Source organism: Nitrospirillum viridazoti CBAmc, assembly GCF_000730165.1.
Lineage (GTDB): Bacteria > Pseudomonadota > Alphaproteobacteria > Azospirillales > Azospirillaceae > Nitrospirillum > Nitrospirillum viridazoti.
The window spans coordinates 1,388,270-1,403,413 of sequence record NZ_CP022111.1 but is presented as its reverse complement, the minus strand read 5'-3'; the positions used below and the strand labels follow the sequence as shown (position 1 = coordinate 1,403,413).

The following is a 15,144-nucleotide window of genomic DNA, read 5'->3' as shown; positions in this document are numbered from 1 at the left end:
TATCCGTTGTTGAAAGGCTGGGCCGTCCCACCAGGCGTGGGGCGGCCCAGCCGTTTTTGACGCGGATCGTTAGCGGTAAAACGAGTTGAGCGGTAAGGTGACCCAATCCTTCAGGTTAGTAATGAATGGTAAGTAAATGACATGCTAAGCGTTTGATTCTAAAATATTAACCAGAACATTTGTAGTCTGCGCCTTTAAGGAAACATTAAGGATACGGCCCCAAATTTTTGCATGTCCGGCCGAGAAACCTCGGCCACGCGCAATAATGACAAGATCGGGGTCGATCATGATGAATGGGTTGTTTTCACAGGGTGCGGGCTCTGATCTGAAGTTCATTCTGGAAGCCGTCAACCGTTCCCAGGCCATCATTGAGTTTAAACTCGATGGCACCATCCTGACGGCCAACGAGAACTTCCAGAAGACCATGGGCTACACCCTGGCGGAGATCCAGGGCCGGCATCACAGCATGTTCGTGGACGCGACCCACAGGAACAGTGACGAGTATCGGAACTTCTGGGCCAGCCTGGCCCGCGGTGAATTCCAGACCGCCGAGTACAAGCGCATAGCCAAGGGCGGTCGGGAGGTCTGGCTGCAGGCGACCTACACCCCGGTGTTCGGCGTTACCGGCAAGCCGGTGAAGGTCGTCAAACTGGCGACCGACATCACCGAGCGCCGGTCGCGGCACGACGACCTGTGCAGTCAGTTGAAGGCCATCCACAAGAGCCAGGCCGTCATCGAGTTCAAGATGGACGGCACCATCCTGACGGCCAACGAGAATTTCCTGAACGCCCTGGGCTACAGTCTGGCGGAGATCCAGGGCCATCATCACAGCATGTTCGTGGACCCGGCCTACAGGTCCAGTGACGAGTACCGGCGCTTCTGGGCGGCGCTGGAGCGCGGCGAGTTCCAATCAGCCGAATACAAGCGCCTGGGCAAGGGCGGCCGCCCGGTGTGGATCCAGGCGACCTACAATCCCATCTTCGACATCAGCGGCAAGCCCTACAAGGTGCTCAAGTTCGCCACCGACATCACCGAGCAGGTTGAGGCGCGCGACCGCCGCGCCGCCACGCAGAAGGTGATCTCCCAGGACCTGAACGGCCTGGCCGGCGCCATGACCGTGACCGATGAGCAGGTCAACCATGCCTCCAACGCCGCCTTGATCGCCTCGGGCAATGTGCAGGCCATCGCCGGCGGCGCCACCGAGCTGGTGGCCTCGATCGAGGAGATCAGCCGCCAGATGGCGGAGGCCTCCAAGATTTCCGAGGACGCGGTGCATCAGACGAACCTGACCAACGCCTCCGTCTCCGGCCTGCTGAGCGCCGCCCAGCGCATCGGCGAGGTGGTGAAGCTGATCAGCGACATCGCCAGCCAGACCAATCTGCTGGCCCTGAACGCCACCATCGAGGCGGCGCGGGCGGGCGAGGCGGGCAAAGGCTTCGCCGTCGTCGCGTCCGAGGTCAAGGCCCTGGCCAACCAGACGGCCAAGGCCACGGGTGAGATCGCCGAGCAGATCAGCACGGTGCAGCTGGCCACCACGGAATCGGCCAGCGCCATCCAGGGTATCGGCGGCATCATCAACCGCATCAGCGCCATCTCCGGCGCCATGGCGGCGGCGGTGGAGGAACAGAACGCGGTGGCCCGCGACATCTCGTGCAACATGCAGACCGCCGCCGACGGCGTCTCCAGCATCAGCGACAGCCTGACCAAGATCGCCGACGCCACCACCGGCGCCAGCACCTTGACCCGCCGGATCAACGAGGCCTCGCTGGCCATGGTCGCCTAAGGACCCTCACCTCGTTGATCCGGAACTTGAAGGGCGTCCCCACGGGGGCGCCCTTTTTTCGCGCGGCCCTTTTTTGCACGTCACCAGGGGGCGGGCGCCGCAAGGCCCCCCATCGAAATGCAGGGTTCTAATCGGGCGTCCAAGCGGTTATCTAAGCGGTCCGTTACAAGACCATTTCATGACCCGAGACGAGGAGGACCGCGATGCGGGCCGAGATCGAGGCGGTCGTCGAGGCTGTGCGACAGTCCTTGACGCTGCTAAGGAGGCATCTTTGACTGGGAGAATGCCCTCCGCCGCTATGACGAACTGAACGCCCTGTCGGAAGACCCCAAGCTGTGGGACGATTCCGACCGCGCGCAGAAGATCATGCGGGAAAAGACCCAGCTTGAGACGGCCATCGAAGGCTATCGCGCGCTGGAGCGCGACCTGAACGACGGCATCGAGCTGATCGAGATGGGTGAGCTGGAAGGCGACCAGGAGATCGTCACCGACGCCGAGCAGGGCCTGGTCGCCCTGCAGAAGCGCGCGGCGGCCCTGGAGCTGGAAAGCCTGCTGTCGGGCGAAGCCGACGCCAACGACTGCTATCTGGAAGTGAACGCCGGCGCCGGCGGCACCGAGGCCCAGGACTGGGCCCTGATGCTGCTGCGCATGTACAGCCGCTGGGCCGAACAGCATAAGTTCAAGGTCGAACTGCTGGACGAGACCAACGGGGAAGAGGCCGGCATCAAGTCGTCCACCATCCAGATCAAGGGGCACAACGCCTATGGCTGGCTGAAGACGGAATCGGGCGTGCACCGGCTGGGGCGCATCAGCCCCTTCGACAGCCAGGCCCGCCGGCACACCAGCTTCTCCAGCGTCTCCGTCACCCCCGTCATCGACGACAAGATCGTGGTGGAGATCAACGAGAAGGACGTGCGGGTGGACACCTACCGCGCCTCGGGCGCCGGCGGCCAGCACGTGAACAAGACGGACTCGGCCGTGCGCCTGACCCACATGCCCACCGGCATCGTGGTCGCCTGCCAGCAGGAACGCAGCCAGCACAAGAACCGGTCCAAGGCCTGGGACATGCTGCGCGCCCGCATCTATGAGATGGAGCTGCGCAAGCGTGAGGAGGCCGCCGCCAACCTGGAAGCGCAGAAGACGGAGATCGGCTGGGGCCACCAGATCCGCTCCTACGTCCTGCAGCCCTACCAGATGGTGAAGGACCTGCGCACCGGGGTCGAAACCAGCCAGAGCGGGGCCGTTCTGGATGGCGACATCGACGAGTTCCTGCAAGCCGCCCTGGCCCACCGCATCAAGGGGCAGGGCGATGAGGCGGAGGCGTAAGCCGCCATCTGCCAGTGTCATTTTGAGTGCGTAATGAAGGGGCCGGTGGAACGATCCGCCGGCCCTTATCATTTTCAAAGGAGTCCTTTTCAGAACCGCGCGACCAGGCGGTGGATGGTCTTGCCCGACGAGGCGCTGGTCGCCTCCTCATCCAACAGCAGGGTCGCACCCGCCAGCGTCTCCCGCACCAGGCGGCTGTCGAAGGCGGCATAGAGGCGTCCGGCGCCGTCGCGCGCATCGGCGCCCCGGGTCACCCGCCAGCTGAGATAAAGGGCGCCGCCCGGACGTACAAGGCTGGCCAACCGGCGGACGGCGGGCACGACCAGGCCGGCGTCCAGGTGCATGATCACCGTTTCGCACAGCACGTTGGCATAGCCGTGCGCGGGCAGCCCGGCCAGGTCGGGCAGGCGGGCGGCGCGGAAGTCCAGCCCGGGGTAGCGGGCCCGCGCCTGCGCCAGCAAACCTTCCGACGCGTCATAGCCCACCGCCGGAAAACCGTTCTCCGCCAGCCACGCCACCTCCCGCCCGCTGCCGCAGCCGATGTCGACCGTGGGCTGGCCGGGCGCAAAGTGCCGACGGATCAGGTTGTGTAGGTCCGACGGTGGTGGTTGGCTGTGCCAGTCCTCGGCATAAGCTCCGGCGGCGGTGTCGTAGGCGGCAAGCGTCCGCTGATCCATCCCATTCCCTCCCAGGCGTCCGATGCAGCGGCACGCCGCAGCGGACGGAGAGCGCTTACGCCGGTTGCGGCGGCGCGTCCAGGATCTTGTTGGCGCCACCCCCGCCGGCCACCCAGCCGGCGGTTCAAGGGCGGGGTTTGCGGTATAGCACGTGGCGGCGCAGGGGGAGGCCCTCGGCCAGGCGGGGATGATCGAAATCCTCCGCTGGGTCATGGGTCATGCCCAGCCGTTCCATGACGGCGCGGGACCGGCGATTGGCCGGCACGGTCAGGGCCACCACCTGCGGCAGGTCGAAGCGGGTGAAGGCCGCATCAATCACCGCCCGCGCCGCCTCGGTTGCGTAGCCCCGACCCCAATGCGCGCTGGCCAGCCGCCAGCCGATCTCCACCGCCGGGGTGAAGGCGGCCTCGAACCCCACGGTGCCCAGCCCGACGAAGCCGATGAAGGACGCCACCCCCGGCACCTCCACCGCCCAATAGCCGAAGCCATGTTGGATGAAGTGGGCCTCCACCCGGTCGACCAGGGCGTCGCTGCCGGTGCGGTCCAGGGGGGTGAGGAATTCCATCACCCGGGTATCGTCGGCCAGGGCGGCGAAGGCGTCGCGATCGGTCGGCAACCAGGGGCGCAGCAGCAGGCGTCCGGTCTTGAGTGTCGGGATCTCAGGCATGGCATCCATCTTGGGTGGGGCCTCCGGGCATACGATACAAAATGCCGCGGTGGAACCGGATGAGGTCACCATTTTACCGACATAAATCAGGCGCAGGCGAAGACGTCTTTCGTCTTTTGGTGGAGGGGGAAACCGTGCGCGCTCTGATATTGACCATACTGTTGGGTGTCGGCTTGTCGACGATCGCACAGGCGCGGGCGGCGCCGTCCGACGATTGGGGGGATGTTCCGGTTCCCGCCAGTGCCACCGTGCGCTTGGGGCGGGACGCCAGGGGAAATGAGACGCGGGAAATCACCTATGCCGGCGGTGTCGTCGCCCGCCAATGGCGGGATGGCAGCGGTAAGCCGCAGACGATGGTGGAGGATCGCAGCGGCCACGGTGCCGTGCTGTGCCTGCGGGAAATCTATATCGGCTTGCGCGAGGATCTGGACATCTGCCGCCAGGACGGGGATGACGCGCTGCGCCGCGTCATGGATGAGGGACTGGACCGGATCGACGATTTCGTGGTCGCCAACAGCTTGACGCCCATCACCAAGGACGCGTTGAGGGCGACGGAGGAGACGCGGCTGAAAAAGCAGCGGGACGCCGCCGCCTTGCGGGGACCGGAGGCCCAGGCCAAGATATGTGGTGGTGGCGACGCCCAACGCATGCTGGGCGGTCTGCGGTCCGCGTCACTCGACAAGTTGCGGGCGGAACTGGCGGCGGCGCTGTCGGTGCCCAGGCCGCCAGTCTCCAACCCCTGCTTGTAGGGGCACGAAGGCGTCGAAGGCCAAAACACGAAGGGGCGGCTCCGGATCGGGATGCCGCCCCCACGCATGCCGTGAACTGCCAAAGCTCTCGTCGGATCGGGCGCCACGTTTGGTTGGGCTGCCCTTTCCCCTATTACGCGGCACCGTGCCCTGACCCGGCGCCCGGTGCCATTAATTCATGTGATAATATAACGCATACCGGATATGGCCGGGACGGCGGGCTGTTTGGCATGGCCGTTCCAAATCCGGGGCGCCTGAAATCGGTCTCAGGCGGCCGTGCGCTTCACCCAATCCTGCACCAGCGCCTCCAGCACCGGCAGGTTGACCGAGCCCGAGGTCAGCACCGTGTCGTGGAAGGCGCGAATGTCGAACTTGGTGCCCAGCTTGGCCTTGGCGACCTCGCGCAGTTCCAGGATCTTGTTCATGCCGATCTTATAGGCCAGCGCCTGGCCCGGCCAGACGAAGTAGCGCTCGATCTCGGTGATGTTGTCGTGCTCGGGGTTGGCCGTGTTGTCGTTCATGTAGGCGATGGCCTGTTCCCGCGTCCACCGCTTCAGGTGGATGCCGGTGTCCAGCACCAGGCGGGCGGCGCGGAACAGCTCCGAGGCGATGCGGCCGGCGTCCGAGTAGGGGTCCTGGTAATAGCCGTACTCCTTGGGGAAGCGCTCGGCATACAGGGCCCAGCCCTCACCATAGGCGCTGTTCCAGATGAAGCGGCGGAAGGTGGGCAGGTTGGCCATCTCCTGCGCGATGGCGATCTGCATGTGATGGCCGGGAATGCCCTCGTGATAGGCCAGGCTCTCCAGCATGGGGATGGGGTTGACCGACATGTCGTACAGGTTGGTGTAGAACACGCCGGGCCGCGATCCGTCGGGGGAGGCAGGCTCATAGAAGGCGCTGGCCGTGGCCTTCTCGCGGAAGGGTTCCACCGCCTTGACCACGATGGGGGCCTTGGGTTTGGTCAGGAAGAACCGGTCCAGGTCCGACCGCATCCTGTCGATGATGTCGGTGGCGCGCTTCAGCAGGGTGGCGCGACCCTCCGGCGTGGCCGGATCGAAGAAGCGCTTGTCGGTGCGCAGGTAGTCGAAGAAGGCGCGCAGCTCGCCCTTGAAGCCCACCTTGGCCATGATGGCGCGCATCTCGTCCTGCAGCGCCGCCACCTCCTTCAGGCCCTGGACATGCACGGCCGCCGGGTCCAGGGGCAGGGTGGTCATCAGTTGCACTTGTGAGCGGTAGAAGCGTTCGCCATCCGGCAGGGCCCAGACGCCGTTGCTGGTGGTGGCCTTGGTCTCCAGCGCCGACACGGTGCTGATCAGCTTCTGGAAAGAGGCCTGGACCTGGCCGGTCAGGGCCTTTTCCGCGGCGGCGATCAGGCGGGCCTGCTCGGCATCCGCCAGCTTCAGGGCCGTCACCTTCTCCGTGAAGTCGGCCAGCAGGGGGCTGCTCTCCATGGCGCCGTTCGTGAACGGCTTGCCGGTGATGACGTTGCGCGCCGCCTCCAGGATGGATTTGAAGGCGAAGGCCGGCGGCAGGACACCCATGTCCGCCTGCTTGCCGATGCGGGTGATGTAGGCGTCCATCAGCGGGGCGATCCCCACCAGGCGGGCCACGTAGTCCTCTGCGTCCTGCGCACTGCCCACGGCGTGGTAGGTGATCAGGAAGCTGGCGATGTCAGTGTGGGGGCCGGTCAGCTGGCTGATGACATAGCTGTGGTTGCGCCAGGGGTACTGGCTGATGGTCTGCTGCAGCTCATTCTCGAACAGCCGGGCGCTGACCTGGGCGCCGGGCGACAGCTCCGCTACCTTAAAGCCCTTCAGGGTCTTCAGCCGCTGTTCGGCCAGGTGGAAGCTTTCCAGCAGATGGGCGTCGTCGGGGATGGTCCATTTGTCATGCGGGCCCGGCAGGCCCAGCACGGTGCGCTGTTGCGGGTCGCGGGCCAGATCCTCGTTCCAGCAATCCTCGAAGAAGGCGTTCAGCGCCTTCTCCGTCTCCGACGGCTCCGCGGCGGCAGCGGGCTGGGCGATCATCCCGGGGACGGCCGTCAGGGCCACCAGGGCGGTACCGGCCATCAGGCCGCGACGCAGCAGGGTACGGCGGGTTATGGTCTCACGGGAGGAGGAAGCGGTCATGGGGTCTTGCATACCGTGGTGGGGCTGTCGGGCAGCGGGACAAGGCGGAAACCGCCGGGGCGGTCGAATGGCGCGGATGGTAGCAAGGGCGATGGGCGGCGCCCAAGGATAGTTTGTGACTGAATGATAAGGGGGCTTACAGGCCTAGCCGTCCAGTCCCACCACCCCGCCCAGGATGGTCTCCAGGGGCGCCAGCGGCTCATACCAGTCGGGTGGGAAGTCGGCCTTGATGCGGCTGGCGTCGTTGAAGGGGCGCTTGATGTCGCCCTTGAAATAGCGGCGCACCAGCGCGCGCCAGTGTTCTGCCGGATCGTCGCCGACGGCGGCGGCGATGACGCCGAACCAGCGGCGGCCGGCGGCGACGTGGCCGATCTCCTCATCATGGATGATCTGCAGCACGGCGGCGCTGTCCTCGTCCCCTACCTTCTTCAGGTTGGCGATCATCATGGGCGTCACGTCCAGGCCGCGCGCCTCCAGCACCATGGGCACCAGGGCCAGGCGGGCGGCCAGGTCGTGGGCCGTGATCTCACTGGCCTGCCACAGCCCATCGTGCGCCGGCAGGTCGCCGTACGCCGCCCCCAGCGTGGCCAGGCGGGCGGCCAGCAGGGCGTGGTGCTTGGCCTCCTCATCCGCCACTGTCACCCAGTCGTCCTTGAAGGCGCGCGGGGCCGGCGTGCCGTCGGGGAAGGTGGTGAACCGGGCGACGATGTCCCAGGCGAGGTCGATGGCGTTCAGCTCGATATGGGCCAGGGCGTGCAGCAGGGCCACGCGGCCCGCCACGCTGCCGGCCTTGCGCCGCTTGGGCATGTCGCGGGGCAGCTTCAGTTCCGGCCGTCCGGGTCGCGCCGGCCGGTCCGGTGGGATGGGGCCGGGCAGGTCGGGCAGTGATCCGCCGCGCCAGGCCGCCGCGTAGGCCCGCGTCAGGCGCACCTTCTCCTGGGGTGCCGCCGTGGTCAGCACATGGATGGCGGCCGCTGCGAGGCTGGAGGGCAACGGTTGCTCGGCTGAACCGTCTTGGAATGGTTCTAAAGTATCGGCCGAATCAGGGTCTGGAACATGGTAGGGTGCCATGGCGTTTTTGGACGCCATCCGGTGGGGGGAAGTCAAGGGGTCCGCGCCCCCCGTCGGGATTTGACAGGGCCCCGGGCGGCATTTAAGCCGTCGAGCCCCGGACATGGGGGCAATGCGGGGAGTAAATCGTCATGAGGCGGGCGGGGATCGCGCTGGCGGCGGCATTGTTGCCGGCGGCTGCTTGGGGGGCGGGGGATGCGGACCAGCTGCCCACCATCATCGTCACCGACCGCGTGCCGCCCGACGCCGCCACCGAGCGCATCTACGGCACCTTGCAGTTGGACGGCACCTGGCTGGACGCGGCACCCGAGCGGCGGCTGGATGAGGCGCTGCGCAGCGTGCCCGGCTTCTCCCTGTTCCGCCGCACCGGTAGCACCAGCGCCCACCCCACGTCACAGGGCATTTCCCTGCGCGCCCTGGGCCCCAACGGCGCCGGGCGCACCCTGGTGCTGGTCGACGACATCCCGGTCAACGACCCCTTCGGCGGCTGGGTGTACTGGAGCCGCCTGCCCACCGCCGCCATCGCCAGCGTGGCGGTGACCGAGGGCAGCGGCGCCGGCCCCTGGGGGAACCAGGCCCTGGACGGCGTCATCCGCATCACCACCAAGCCGCTGCAAGGGGGTGAGGTTCGCGCCGGCAGCAATGGCCTGGCGGAGGGAACGGCCGGCGCCTCTGCCGGTGGCGTCTCGGTCGTGGCGCACGCCAGCCGCAGCGACGGCAGCTATCTCGTGCGATCCGATCAGCGCGGCCCCATCGACACCCAGGCCGGCTGGGATGACGCCTGGGTGGATGTGAAGGCGCAGGGCGATGCCGGGCCGCTGGCACTGGCCGGCACCCTTTCCGCCTTCCATGAGCATCGCGCCAACGGCACGCCCCTGCAGGAGAACGGCACCGACGCGCTGGAGGGCAGCCTGCGCCTGGCGGATGAGGATGGCCCCCTGGGCCTGCCCTGGCACGGCACGCTGTACCTGCGCCGCTATGTCTTCAAGAACATGTTTTCCTCCGTCAACGCCACCCGCACGGCTGAAACGCCGGCCCTGGACCAGTACCGCGTACCGGCCACGGCCGCCGGGGGATCGTTGTCCACCATTGTGGAGGAGGGGGGCGGCCGCCGCACCGTGCTGGGCGCCGACCTGCGCTGGGCCGAGGGGGCGACGCATGAGCGCTTCCAGCCCGTGGCCGGGGTGTTCCAGCGCGATCGCGACGCCGGCGGCGACCAACTGGTGGGCGGCGTCTATGCCGAGCAGACGTGGCCGTTGACGCCGGTTGTCGACCTGCACGGCGGCGTGCGCCTGGATGGCTGGAGCACGGGCGATGGCCACCGGGTGGAGCGCTCTATCCAGACCGGCGCCGTGACCCGCAACGACCAGTACGACGATCGGGGTGGGGTCCTGCCCACGGCGCGGCTGGGCGCCGATTGGCGCCCCCTGTCTGATTGGACCCTGCGCGCCGCGGCCTACACCGGTTTCCGCCTGCCCACCATCAATGAGCTGTATCGCCCCTATCGCGTGGGCAACGACATCATCGAGGCCAACGCCCAGCTGAAGCCGGAACGCATGGTGGGCGCAGAGGCGGGGGTGACCTGGGCGCCGGCGCACGGTCCCACGGTCAGCCTGACCGCCTATCACGACGGCGTGACCGACGCCGTGGACAATGTGCTGATCACTACCAAGCCAGGGACGGTGCCGGGCTTCGGCGTGGTGGTGCCGGCTGGTGGCACCTTCGCCCAGCGCCGCAACCTGGATCGGGTGCGGGCGGAAGGGGCGGAGATGCGGGCGACCTGGACCTTGGATGCCACGCTGGACGCCACCTTGGGCTATCTGTGGAGCCGGTCGACCGTGCTGCGCGCCGACGGTTTCGCGGCCCTGGTGGGCAAGCGCCTGGCGCAAAGCCCGCTGCACACCGGCACGGCGGACCTGACCTGGAGGCCGTCGTCCGCCTTCACCACGGCGCTGCGGGTCAAGGCCAGCGGCCAGCAATATGAGGATGGACTGAACAGCCGCTCGCTGGCGCCCACGGTCACGGTGGACCTGTCGGGCACCTGGCGGATATCGGATTATCTGGCGGTTTTCGCCACGGCGGAGAACCTGTTCGACCGCACGGTGGAATCAGGACGCCGCATCGATGGCCTGGTGGCGATTGCCCCGGGGCGGATCATATCCGGCGGGGTGCGTGTTGCCTGGTAGTGCGCGTCAACTGAAAGGACTGTCGGGGCGCGGCGGAATACTTAGCGCGGGGTGACGGCGCTGGAGGGCTGCTGGTTCACGTAGAACTCGGCCGGGAAGGCGGGTTTATAGTAGTGGCCGGCCTTGACCAGGGCGCGTTCGTGTTCCGAACGCATATAGCTGATCACCGGCAGGGACCAGGCGATGCTCAACAGCAGCACCCACAGGCTCAAAGTGACCAGGCGATCTTTATTGAACACGGCGGTCATGATCCCTACTCCTAAACTTCCCCAACCATCGTCCTTTATTGTGGAAGGATTAAGGCGGGAAGCAGCGCGTTGCGGCTCATGACGTTATTTTTACGCCCGGGAAGATGAACAGGTTGCTAACGACTGGGGCGGCGCGTTTGAATTTTTTGCACAGGCTGATGGTTAAGCCATCGCACCGGCGCAGGCCTCACCCGCTGATGGGATCGCCAATGGTGTAGAAATGGCCGCCGGCCACGTGGTGCAGGCTGCGCCAGGCGGGATCGGCCGCCTCGTACATCCAGTGCCCGTCTTTGAAGACGCGGGCGTCGGCCCAGGCGGCCACCACCTCGCCGATGAACAGGTCATAGGTTTGCTGGTTGTGCGGCTCGGGGATGACGCGGCAGGACAGCCAGGCGGCGCAGCCGGCGACCAGGGGCGGGACATGGCCGTCCATGCGGAACAGTTCCACCCCGTGGCGGGCCAGCTTGTCGGGTGCGTCTGCCAGGCTTTCGCCGCCGACGCCGCGGGTCAGGCTCGCTTGCGCCCGCGTCGGCACCTGCAGGGCGAAGGCGCCGCTGCCTTCCACTAACGCGCGGGTGGCGGTGGCCTTGTCCAGCACCAGGGTGACCTTGGGCGGGTCGAAGTCCAGCGGGCAGGCCCAGGCGGCGGCCATGACGTTGTCCGTCCCGCCATGGTGGGCCGACACCAGGACGGTGGGGCCGTGGTTCAGCAGGCGATAGGCTTTGGCGAGGTCGACGGGTTGGATAGGGGCGATTTCCAAGGATCTGCCTCTCTGGCGGTGGGCTGCGCACGGCAGAGGTAACCCATCCGATGGCCGACGTCATCGTTGATGGGCGCGCCGCTGCGCGCTTAACGGGAATCTGCGCAAAGGCGGGCGGAAGAATAAGGGAAGAAGGAAATAAGCGGCCCCTACCGTACGGTTGTGTGGCCGGCGACGGGGCCTCTGCCGCCGGATAGGTATGGATAACATGCCGACACAGGGTGGGGTTCACGAAGCCCTATTCCCGGCAGGATATGGAAGGAAAATAATTATGTGGAAATCGGTATTCGCCGCGGTTTGCGCCGCGGCCTCGTTCCTTGTTCCGGCCGCATGCTGGGCGGCCGACAGTGACATCGTCGTCAACACGCCGACGGCGGCGGCATCCTGCCTGCTGTCCGTCGACGGCACCGTAACCTCCACGCCCAAGCTGCCAGCCACCGCCGTGACCATCGACTACCTGCCGCCGGGCGGTGGCGCGTCGGTGCGGCTGGGGACCAACCTGCCGCTCAAGGACGGCGCTTATCATTGGGCAGGCGCCGTTCCGGGCTACATGTCCATCGCCTCGGGTGGGCAGGTGAGGGTCACCACCAACCGCCAGGTCTCGGCGACGGGTGCGGTGACGCCCAGCTGCGGCAGCTGATCCATTCGTATCGTACAGTACGGGATCGGGGTGCCGGCCGCGCCGTTTGGCGACGCCGGCATCTCCCGTTTTTAAAAATGTCACCGGCACAAGAAACGGATTGGCCGGGCGGGCCCCTCGCTCTAACGTTGCCGCCCGCGCCGGCACCTACAGGGCGAAGGCGCCGCTGCCCTCCACTAACGCGCGGGTGGCGGTGGCCTTGTCCAGCACCAGGGTGACCTTGGGCGGGTCGAAATCCAGCGGGCAGGCCCAGGCGGCGGCCATGACGTTGTCCGTCCCGCCATGGTGGGCCGAGACCAGCACGGTGGGGCCGTGGTTCAGCAGGCGGTAGGCTTTGGCGAGGTCGACGGGTTGGATGAAGGCGGCGTCCACGGGGCTGGCTTTCTAGCAACGGGGAATTGCGGCAGAGGCAGCCCATCCGGCGCCAGCCGTCACGGACAACGCTCACGAGTGGGTGAGGCTCACCCTGGGGGCGTTTCCTGGCGCCACGGAAAATCCCGCCGTAGGGGCTCGAACCGCGCCTGCGGCCCCAGGTCGATACCCCAATATCCAATGAGGCGCCGCAGCGCCGCCCCGTCCCCATCCGCCTCCAAGACTGTCCGGCCGTCCTGGAGGATCTGGCCCCTGTATCCGCAATCGCCGCCGAAACACTCGGTGTGTAGCAGCAGGAAACGGCCGGCGGGATGGCGCGCCGACAAGGCCTCGACCAGGGGGACCGCCCGGTCCATGGCTTCATCATCCAGATGTGGATCGAACCGCGCCGCGATCGCCACGATTGGCCGATCGATACGGATGATGTCGAGCCCGGGCCAAAGGCGGGCAAACTGCTCGGGCAAGCCTTCGGCGGGGTCGGCGAATAGGCCGGTGAAGATGAACATGCGTAACGCCTTGTGGCTGAACGGGCAGCAGTCTCAGGCAACCGTTGAAAAATGTCACCGGCACAAGAAACGGATTGGCCGGGCGGGCCCCTCGCTCTAACGTTGCCGCCCGCGCCGGCGGTGGCCGGCGCCATGCCGTTCACGGGTTGCCGCCATGTCCCCCATCCTGGGCCTGTACCTGACCGCCGTCCTCATCTGGGGATCGACCTGGTATGTGATCGAGTTCCAGCTGGGGGCCGTGGATCCGGCGGTGTCGGTGGCCTATCGCTTCGGCCTGGCGGCCGTGCTGCTCATGGGCTGGCTGGTGGCGCGGGGGCAGAAGGTGATCCCGCCCCGGCACGCCTGGCGGCAGGTTGCCCTGGTCGGCGCCTTCACTTTTTCCACCAACTACCTGCTGGTCTATCTGGCGACTGAGCGGCTGCCGTCCGGCCTGGTGGCGGTGGCGGGCTCGGCCCTCAGCCTCATGAACGTGCTGAACGCCCGCATCTTCCTGCGCCAGCCCATCCGCCCCCTGGTGCTGCTGGGCGGGCTGGTCGGCATGAGCGGGGTCGTGCTGCTGTTCCTGCCGGAACTGCGGATGGACGGCCTGACGGGCAAGGCGGCGGTGGGCCTGGCCCTGGTCATGCTCAGCAACGTCAGCTCATCGCTGGGCAGTATCTGGGTGCAGCGCGGCGCCAAGCTGGGCGTCCCCCTGCTGCCGGCCACAGCGTGGAGCATGGCCTTCGGCGCCGTCCTCATGGTGGGGGTGGCCCTGGCCCGGGGCGCCGTCTTCAGCTTTCCGGCCAGCCTCAGTTACGCCGCGTCCTTGGGCTACCTGGCCCTGTTCGGCTCGGTCATCGCTTTCCTGGCCTACTTCTCCCTGATCGGCCGCATCGGGGCGGACCGCGCCGGCTACGTCGCCGTGATGATCCCTATCCTGGCGCTGATCATCTCCACCGTTTTCGAGGGCTATCACTGGTCGGCGGCGGCCTTCATCGGCCTGGCGCTCGCGGTGGCGGGCAACCTGCTGGTGCTGGGGCCCAAGACCTGGCGCAAGCCGGAGGCGGACACCGCCCCGGCGACTGCCAGCTAACCCTCAAACTCCACCCGCACCAGGCCGGGCAGCTTGTGGCGCAGGGCGGGCGTGAGGCGGAACAGCGTGTCCATCAGGCGGGGCAGGCCGCGCGGCATGCGGTAGTCCAGCGTCTCCACCACCGCCACCTGGGGCGACCAGCTGCGCAGGGTAGGATCCACGGCGTCGGCGTCGATGCCCCAGGGCATGGGCGGGATGCGGTAATGCGGCGTGCGGTGCAGGCCGCGCAGGGTCAGACGCGACAGCCAGGCGGGCACGGTGTCGAACACCAGGTGTCCGCCGGGGAAGCGCCGGGCCAGGGCGGCCACCAGCCGGCGCACGTCGGCCTCGGGCAGGTACATGAACAGCCCCTGGGCGACGATATGCACGGGGCCATCGCCTGTCACCGCGTCCATCCAGGCGGGGTTGCGCGCGTCGGCCGCCAGGTGGCGCACGCGGGGGCCAGGCGGCAGGAAATGGTCGCGCAGGGCGATGCCCTCCGGCAAATCCACCGTCAGCCAGCTCAGGCGCCCATTGTCCACGCGGTGGCGCTGCGTCTCCAGCCCTTCGCCCAAGGATACGATGGTGCCGTCCGGATGCCGTTCCAGCCAGCGGCGCAGGATGGCATCGATGGCGGCGGCGCGCATGGCGTGGGAGCCGTCGGCCCGGCCGAAGTGGCGTTCATAATCATAGGCCAGGGCCAGGTAGATGCGCACCGCCTCCGGGTCGTGGAAACGGGCATTGGGCCGCATGGCCTCCGCCGCCCGATTGTGCAGGGTCCACAACATGGTTTCCGGCACGCCCGTCAGGCCCGGATGGGTCCGGCCTGGATGGGTCCGGCCCGGATCGGTCAGGCCGGGGGGCCGTTTGGGTGGCGGGCTGTCAGGGCTCATGAAACAGGGTTTCCGGCTATGGTGTGCAGCCAGTCGGCCAAGTCGTCGCAGGGATGGGCCCACAGGCGATACAGGCGGGCGCGAAC

The 15,144-nt window shown here is 67.3% G+C and carries 15 protein-coding genes; 6 read left to right on the top strand and 9 right to left on the bottom strand.

Translation table 11 applies throughout. The features are described from left to right. Window positions 1–286: 286 nt before the first annotated feature. Both Y958_RS19415 and prfB read left to right on the top strand, forming a co-directional pair. Entirely contained in the window at window positions 287–1,783 is a 1,497-nt protein-coding gene (locus tag Y958_RS19415) for a methyl-accepting chemotaxis protein (RefSeq protein WP_244909467.1), read from the top strand. A 203-nt stretch (window positions 1,784–1,986) separates the two neighbouring features. Beyond that, window positions 1,987–3,109 (top strand): peptide chain release factor 2 gene (gene prfB, locus Y958_RS19410; protein WP_145960799.1). Its coding sequence is split into 2 segments (ribosomal slippage): window positions 1,987–2,055 and window positions 2,057–3,109, totalling 1,122 coding nucleotides; the frame shifts between segments, so codons are not numbered across the junction. An 89-nt stretch (window positions 3,110–3,198) separates the two neighbouring features. On the opposite strand, the gene Y958_RS19405 is transcribed toward prfB, so the two are convergent. Together Y958_RS19405 and Y958_RS19400 are read right to left on the bottom strand one after the other, a co-directional pair. After that, window positions 3,199–3,786, bottom strand: a complete 588-nt coding sequence (locus Y958_RS19405) for a class I SAM-dependent methyltransferase (RefSeq protein WP_088873573.1) — start codon at window positions 3,784–3,786, stop codon at window positions 3,199–3,201. 124 nt (window positions 3,787–3,910) lie between these two features. Further along, window positions 3,911–4,453 carry a GNAT family N-acetyltransferase gene (locus Y958_RS19400; RefSeq protein ID WP_211098626.1) on the bottom strand — a complete coding sequence of 181 codons (543 nt, stop codon included), beginning with the start codon at window positions 4,451–4,453 and terminating at the stop codon, window positions 3,911–3,913. A 173-nt stretch (window positions 4,454–4,626) separates the two neighbouring features. Here Y958_RS19400 and Y958_RS19395 point away from each other — a divergent pair, with 173 nt between their 5' ends. Next, the gene (locus Y958_RS19395) at window positions 4,627–5,202 is read left to right on the top strand and encodes a hypothetical protein (protein WP_145727672.1); all 576 of its coding nucleotides are present in this window, start codon (window positions 4,627–4,629) and stop codon (window positions 5,200–5,202) included. Window positions 5,203–5,468: 266 nt separating this feature from the next. On the opposite strand, the gene Y958_RS19390 is transcribed toward Y958_RS19395, so the two are convergent. After that, the gene (locus Y958_RS19390; RefSeq protein WP_244909466.1) at window positions 5,469–7,331 is read right to left on the bottom strand and encodes a DUF885 domain-containing protein; all 1,863 of its coding nucleotides are present in this window, start codon (window positions 7,329–7,331) and stop codon (window positions 5,469–5,471) included. A gap of 144 nt (window positions 7,332–7,475) precedes the next feature. After that, window positions 7,476–8,324, bottom strand: coding sequence for a ferritin-like domain-containing protein (locus Y958_RS19385; protein WP_244909465.1), 849 nt, complete (start codon window positions 8,322–8,324; stop codon window positions 7,476–7,478). A 209-nt stretch (window positions 8,325–8,533) separates the two neighbouring features. Here Y958_RS19385 and Y958_RS19380 point away from each other — a divergent pair, with 209 nt between their 5' ends. After that, entirely contained in the window at window positions 8,534–10,588 is a 2,055-nt protein-coding gene (locus Y958_RS19380) for a TonB-dependent receptor plug domain-containing protein (RefSeq protein WP_088873569.1), read from the top strand. 41 nt (window positions 10,589–10,629) lie between these two features. On the opposite strand, the gene Y958_RS19375 is transcribed toward Y958_RS19380, so the two are convergent. Further along, window positions 10,630–10,836 carry a hypothetical protein gene (locus tag Y958_RS19375; RefSeq protein ID WP_088873568.1) on the bottom strand — a complete coding sequence of 69 codons (207 nt, stop codon included), beginning with the start codon at window positions 10,834–10,836 and terminating at the stop codon, window positions 10,630–10,632. A gap of 187 nt (window positions 10,837–11,023) precedes the next feature. Next, window positions 11,024–11,596, bottom strand: coding sequence for a flavin reductase family protein (locus Y958_RS19370; RefSeq protein WP_211098625.1), 573 nt, complete (start codon window positions 11,594–11,596; stop codon window positions 11,024–11,026). Between the two features lie 271 nt (window positions 11,597–11,867). On the opposite strand from Y958_RS19370, the gene Y958_RS19365 reads away from it, so the two are divergent. Continuing rightward, the gene (locus Y958_RS19365; protein WP_088873567.1) at window positions 11,868–12,236 is read left to right on the top strand and encodes a hypothetical protein; all 369 of its coding nucleotides are present in this window, start codon (window positions 11,868–11,870) and stop codon (window positions 12,234–12,236) included. Between the two features lie 147 nt (window positions 12,237–12,383). On the opposite strand, the gene Y958_RS19360 is transcribed toward Y958_RS19365, so the two are convergent. Together Y958_RS19360 and Y958_RS19355 are read right to left on the bottom strand one after the other, a co-directional pair. Continuing rightward, entirely contained in the window at window positions 12,384–12,608 is a 225-nt protein-coding gene (locus Y958_RS19360; protein WP_211098624.1) for a flavin reductase family protein, read from the bottom strand. A gap of 89 nt (window positions 12,609–12,697) precedes the next feature. After that, complete coding sequence (locus Y958_RS19355; protein WP_088873566.1) at window positions 12,698–13,114, bottom strand: hypothetical protein; 417 nt, start codon at window positions 13,112–13,114, stop codon at window positions 12,698–12,700. A gap of 154 nt (window positions 13,115–13,268) precedes the next feature. Between Y958_RS19355 and Y958_RS19350 the strand changes: the two genes are divergently transcribed. Continuing rightward, complete coding sequence (locus tag Y958_RS19350; RefSeq protein ID WP_088873565.1) at window positions 13,269–14,186, top strand: DMT family transporter; 918 nt, start codon at window positions 13,269–13,271, stop codon at window positions 14,184–14,186. On the opposite strand, the gene Y958_RS19345 is transcribed toward Y958_RS19350, so the two are convergent. Further along, window positions 14,183–15,058, bottom strand: coding sequence for a class I SAM-dependent methyltransferase (locus tag Y958_RS19345; protein ID WP_088873564.1), 876 nt, complete (start codon window positions 15,056–15,058; stop codon window positions 14,183–14,185). The genes Y958_RS19350 and Y958_RS19345 overlap by 4 nt on opposite strands. Window positions 15,059–15,144: the final 86 nt, after the last annotated feature.

Coding starts and splice junctions, on each gene's coding strand:
- Y958_RS19405 (WP_088873573.1), bottom strand. CDS start 3,786: ATGGATCAGCGGACGCTTGCCGCCTACGACACCGCCGCCGGAGCTTAT.
- Y958_RS19365 (WP_088873567.1), top strand. CDS start 11,868: ATGTGGAAATCGGTATTCGCCGCGGTTTGCGCCGCGGCCTCGTTCCTT.
- Y958_RS19350 (WP_088873565.1), top strand. CDS start 13,269: ATGTCCCCCATCCTGGGCCTGTACCTGACCGCCGTCCTCATCTGGGGA.
- Y958_RS19355 (WP_088873566.1), bottom strand. CDS start 13,114: ATGTTCATCTTCACCGGCCTATTCGCCGACCCCGCCGAAGGCTTGCCC.
- Y958_RS19400 (WP_211098626.1), bottom strand. CDS start 4,453: ATGCCTGAGATCCCGACACTCAAGACCGGACGCCTGCTGCTGCGCCCC.
- Y958_RS19380 (WP_088873569.1), top strand. CDS start 8,534: ATGAGGCGGGCGGGGATCGCGCTGGCGGCGGCATTGTTGCCGGCGGCT.
- Y958_RS19390 (WP_244909466.1), bottom strand. CDS start 7,331: ATGACCGCTTCCTCCTCCCGTGAGACCATAACCCGCCGTACCCTGCTG.
- Y958_RS19345 (WP_088873564.1), bottom strand. CDS start 15,058: ATGAGCCCTGACAGCCCGCCACCCAAACGGCCCCCCGGCCTGACCGAT.
- Y958_RS19375 (WP_088873568.1), bottom strand. CDS start 10,836: ATGACCGCCGTGTTCAATAAAGATCGCCTGGTCACTTTGAGCCTGTGG.
- Y958_RS19415 (WP_244909467.1), top strand. CDS start 287: ATGATGAATGGGTTGTTTTCACAGGGTGCGGGCTCTGATCTGAAGTTC.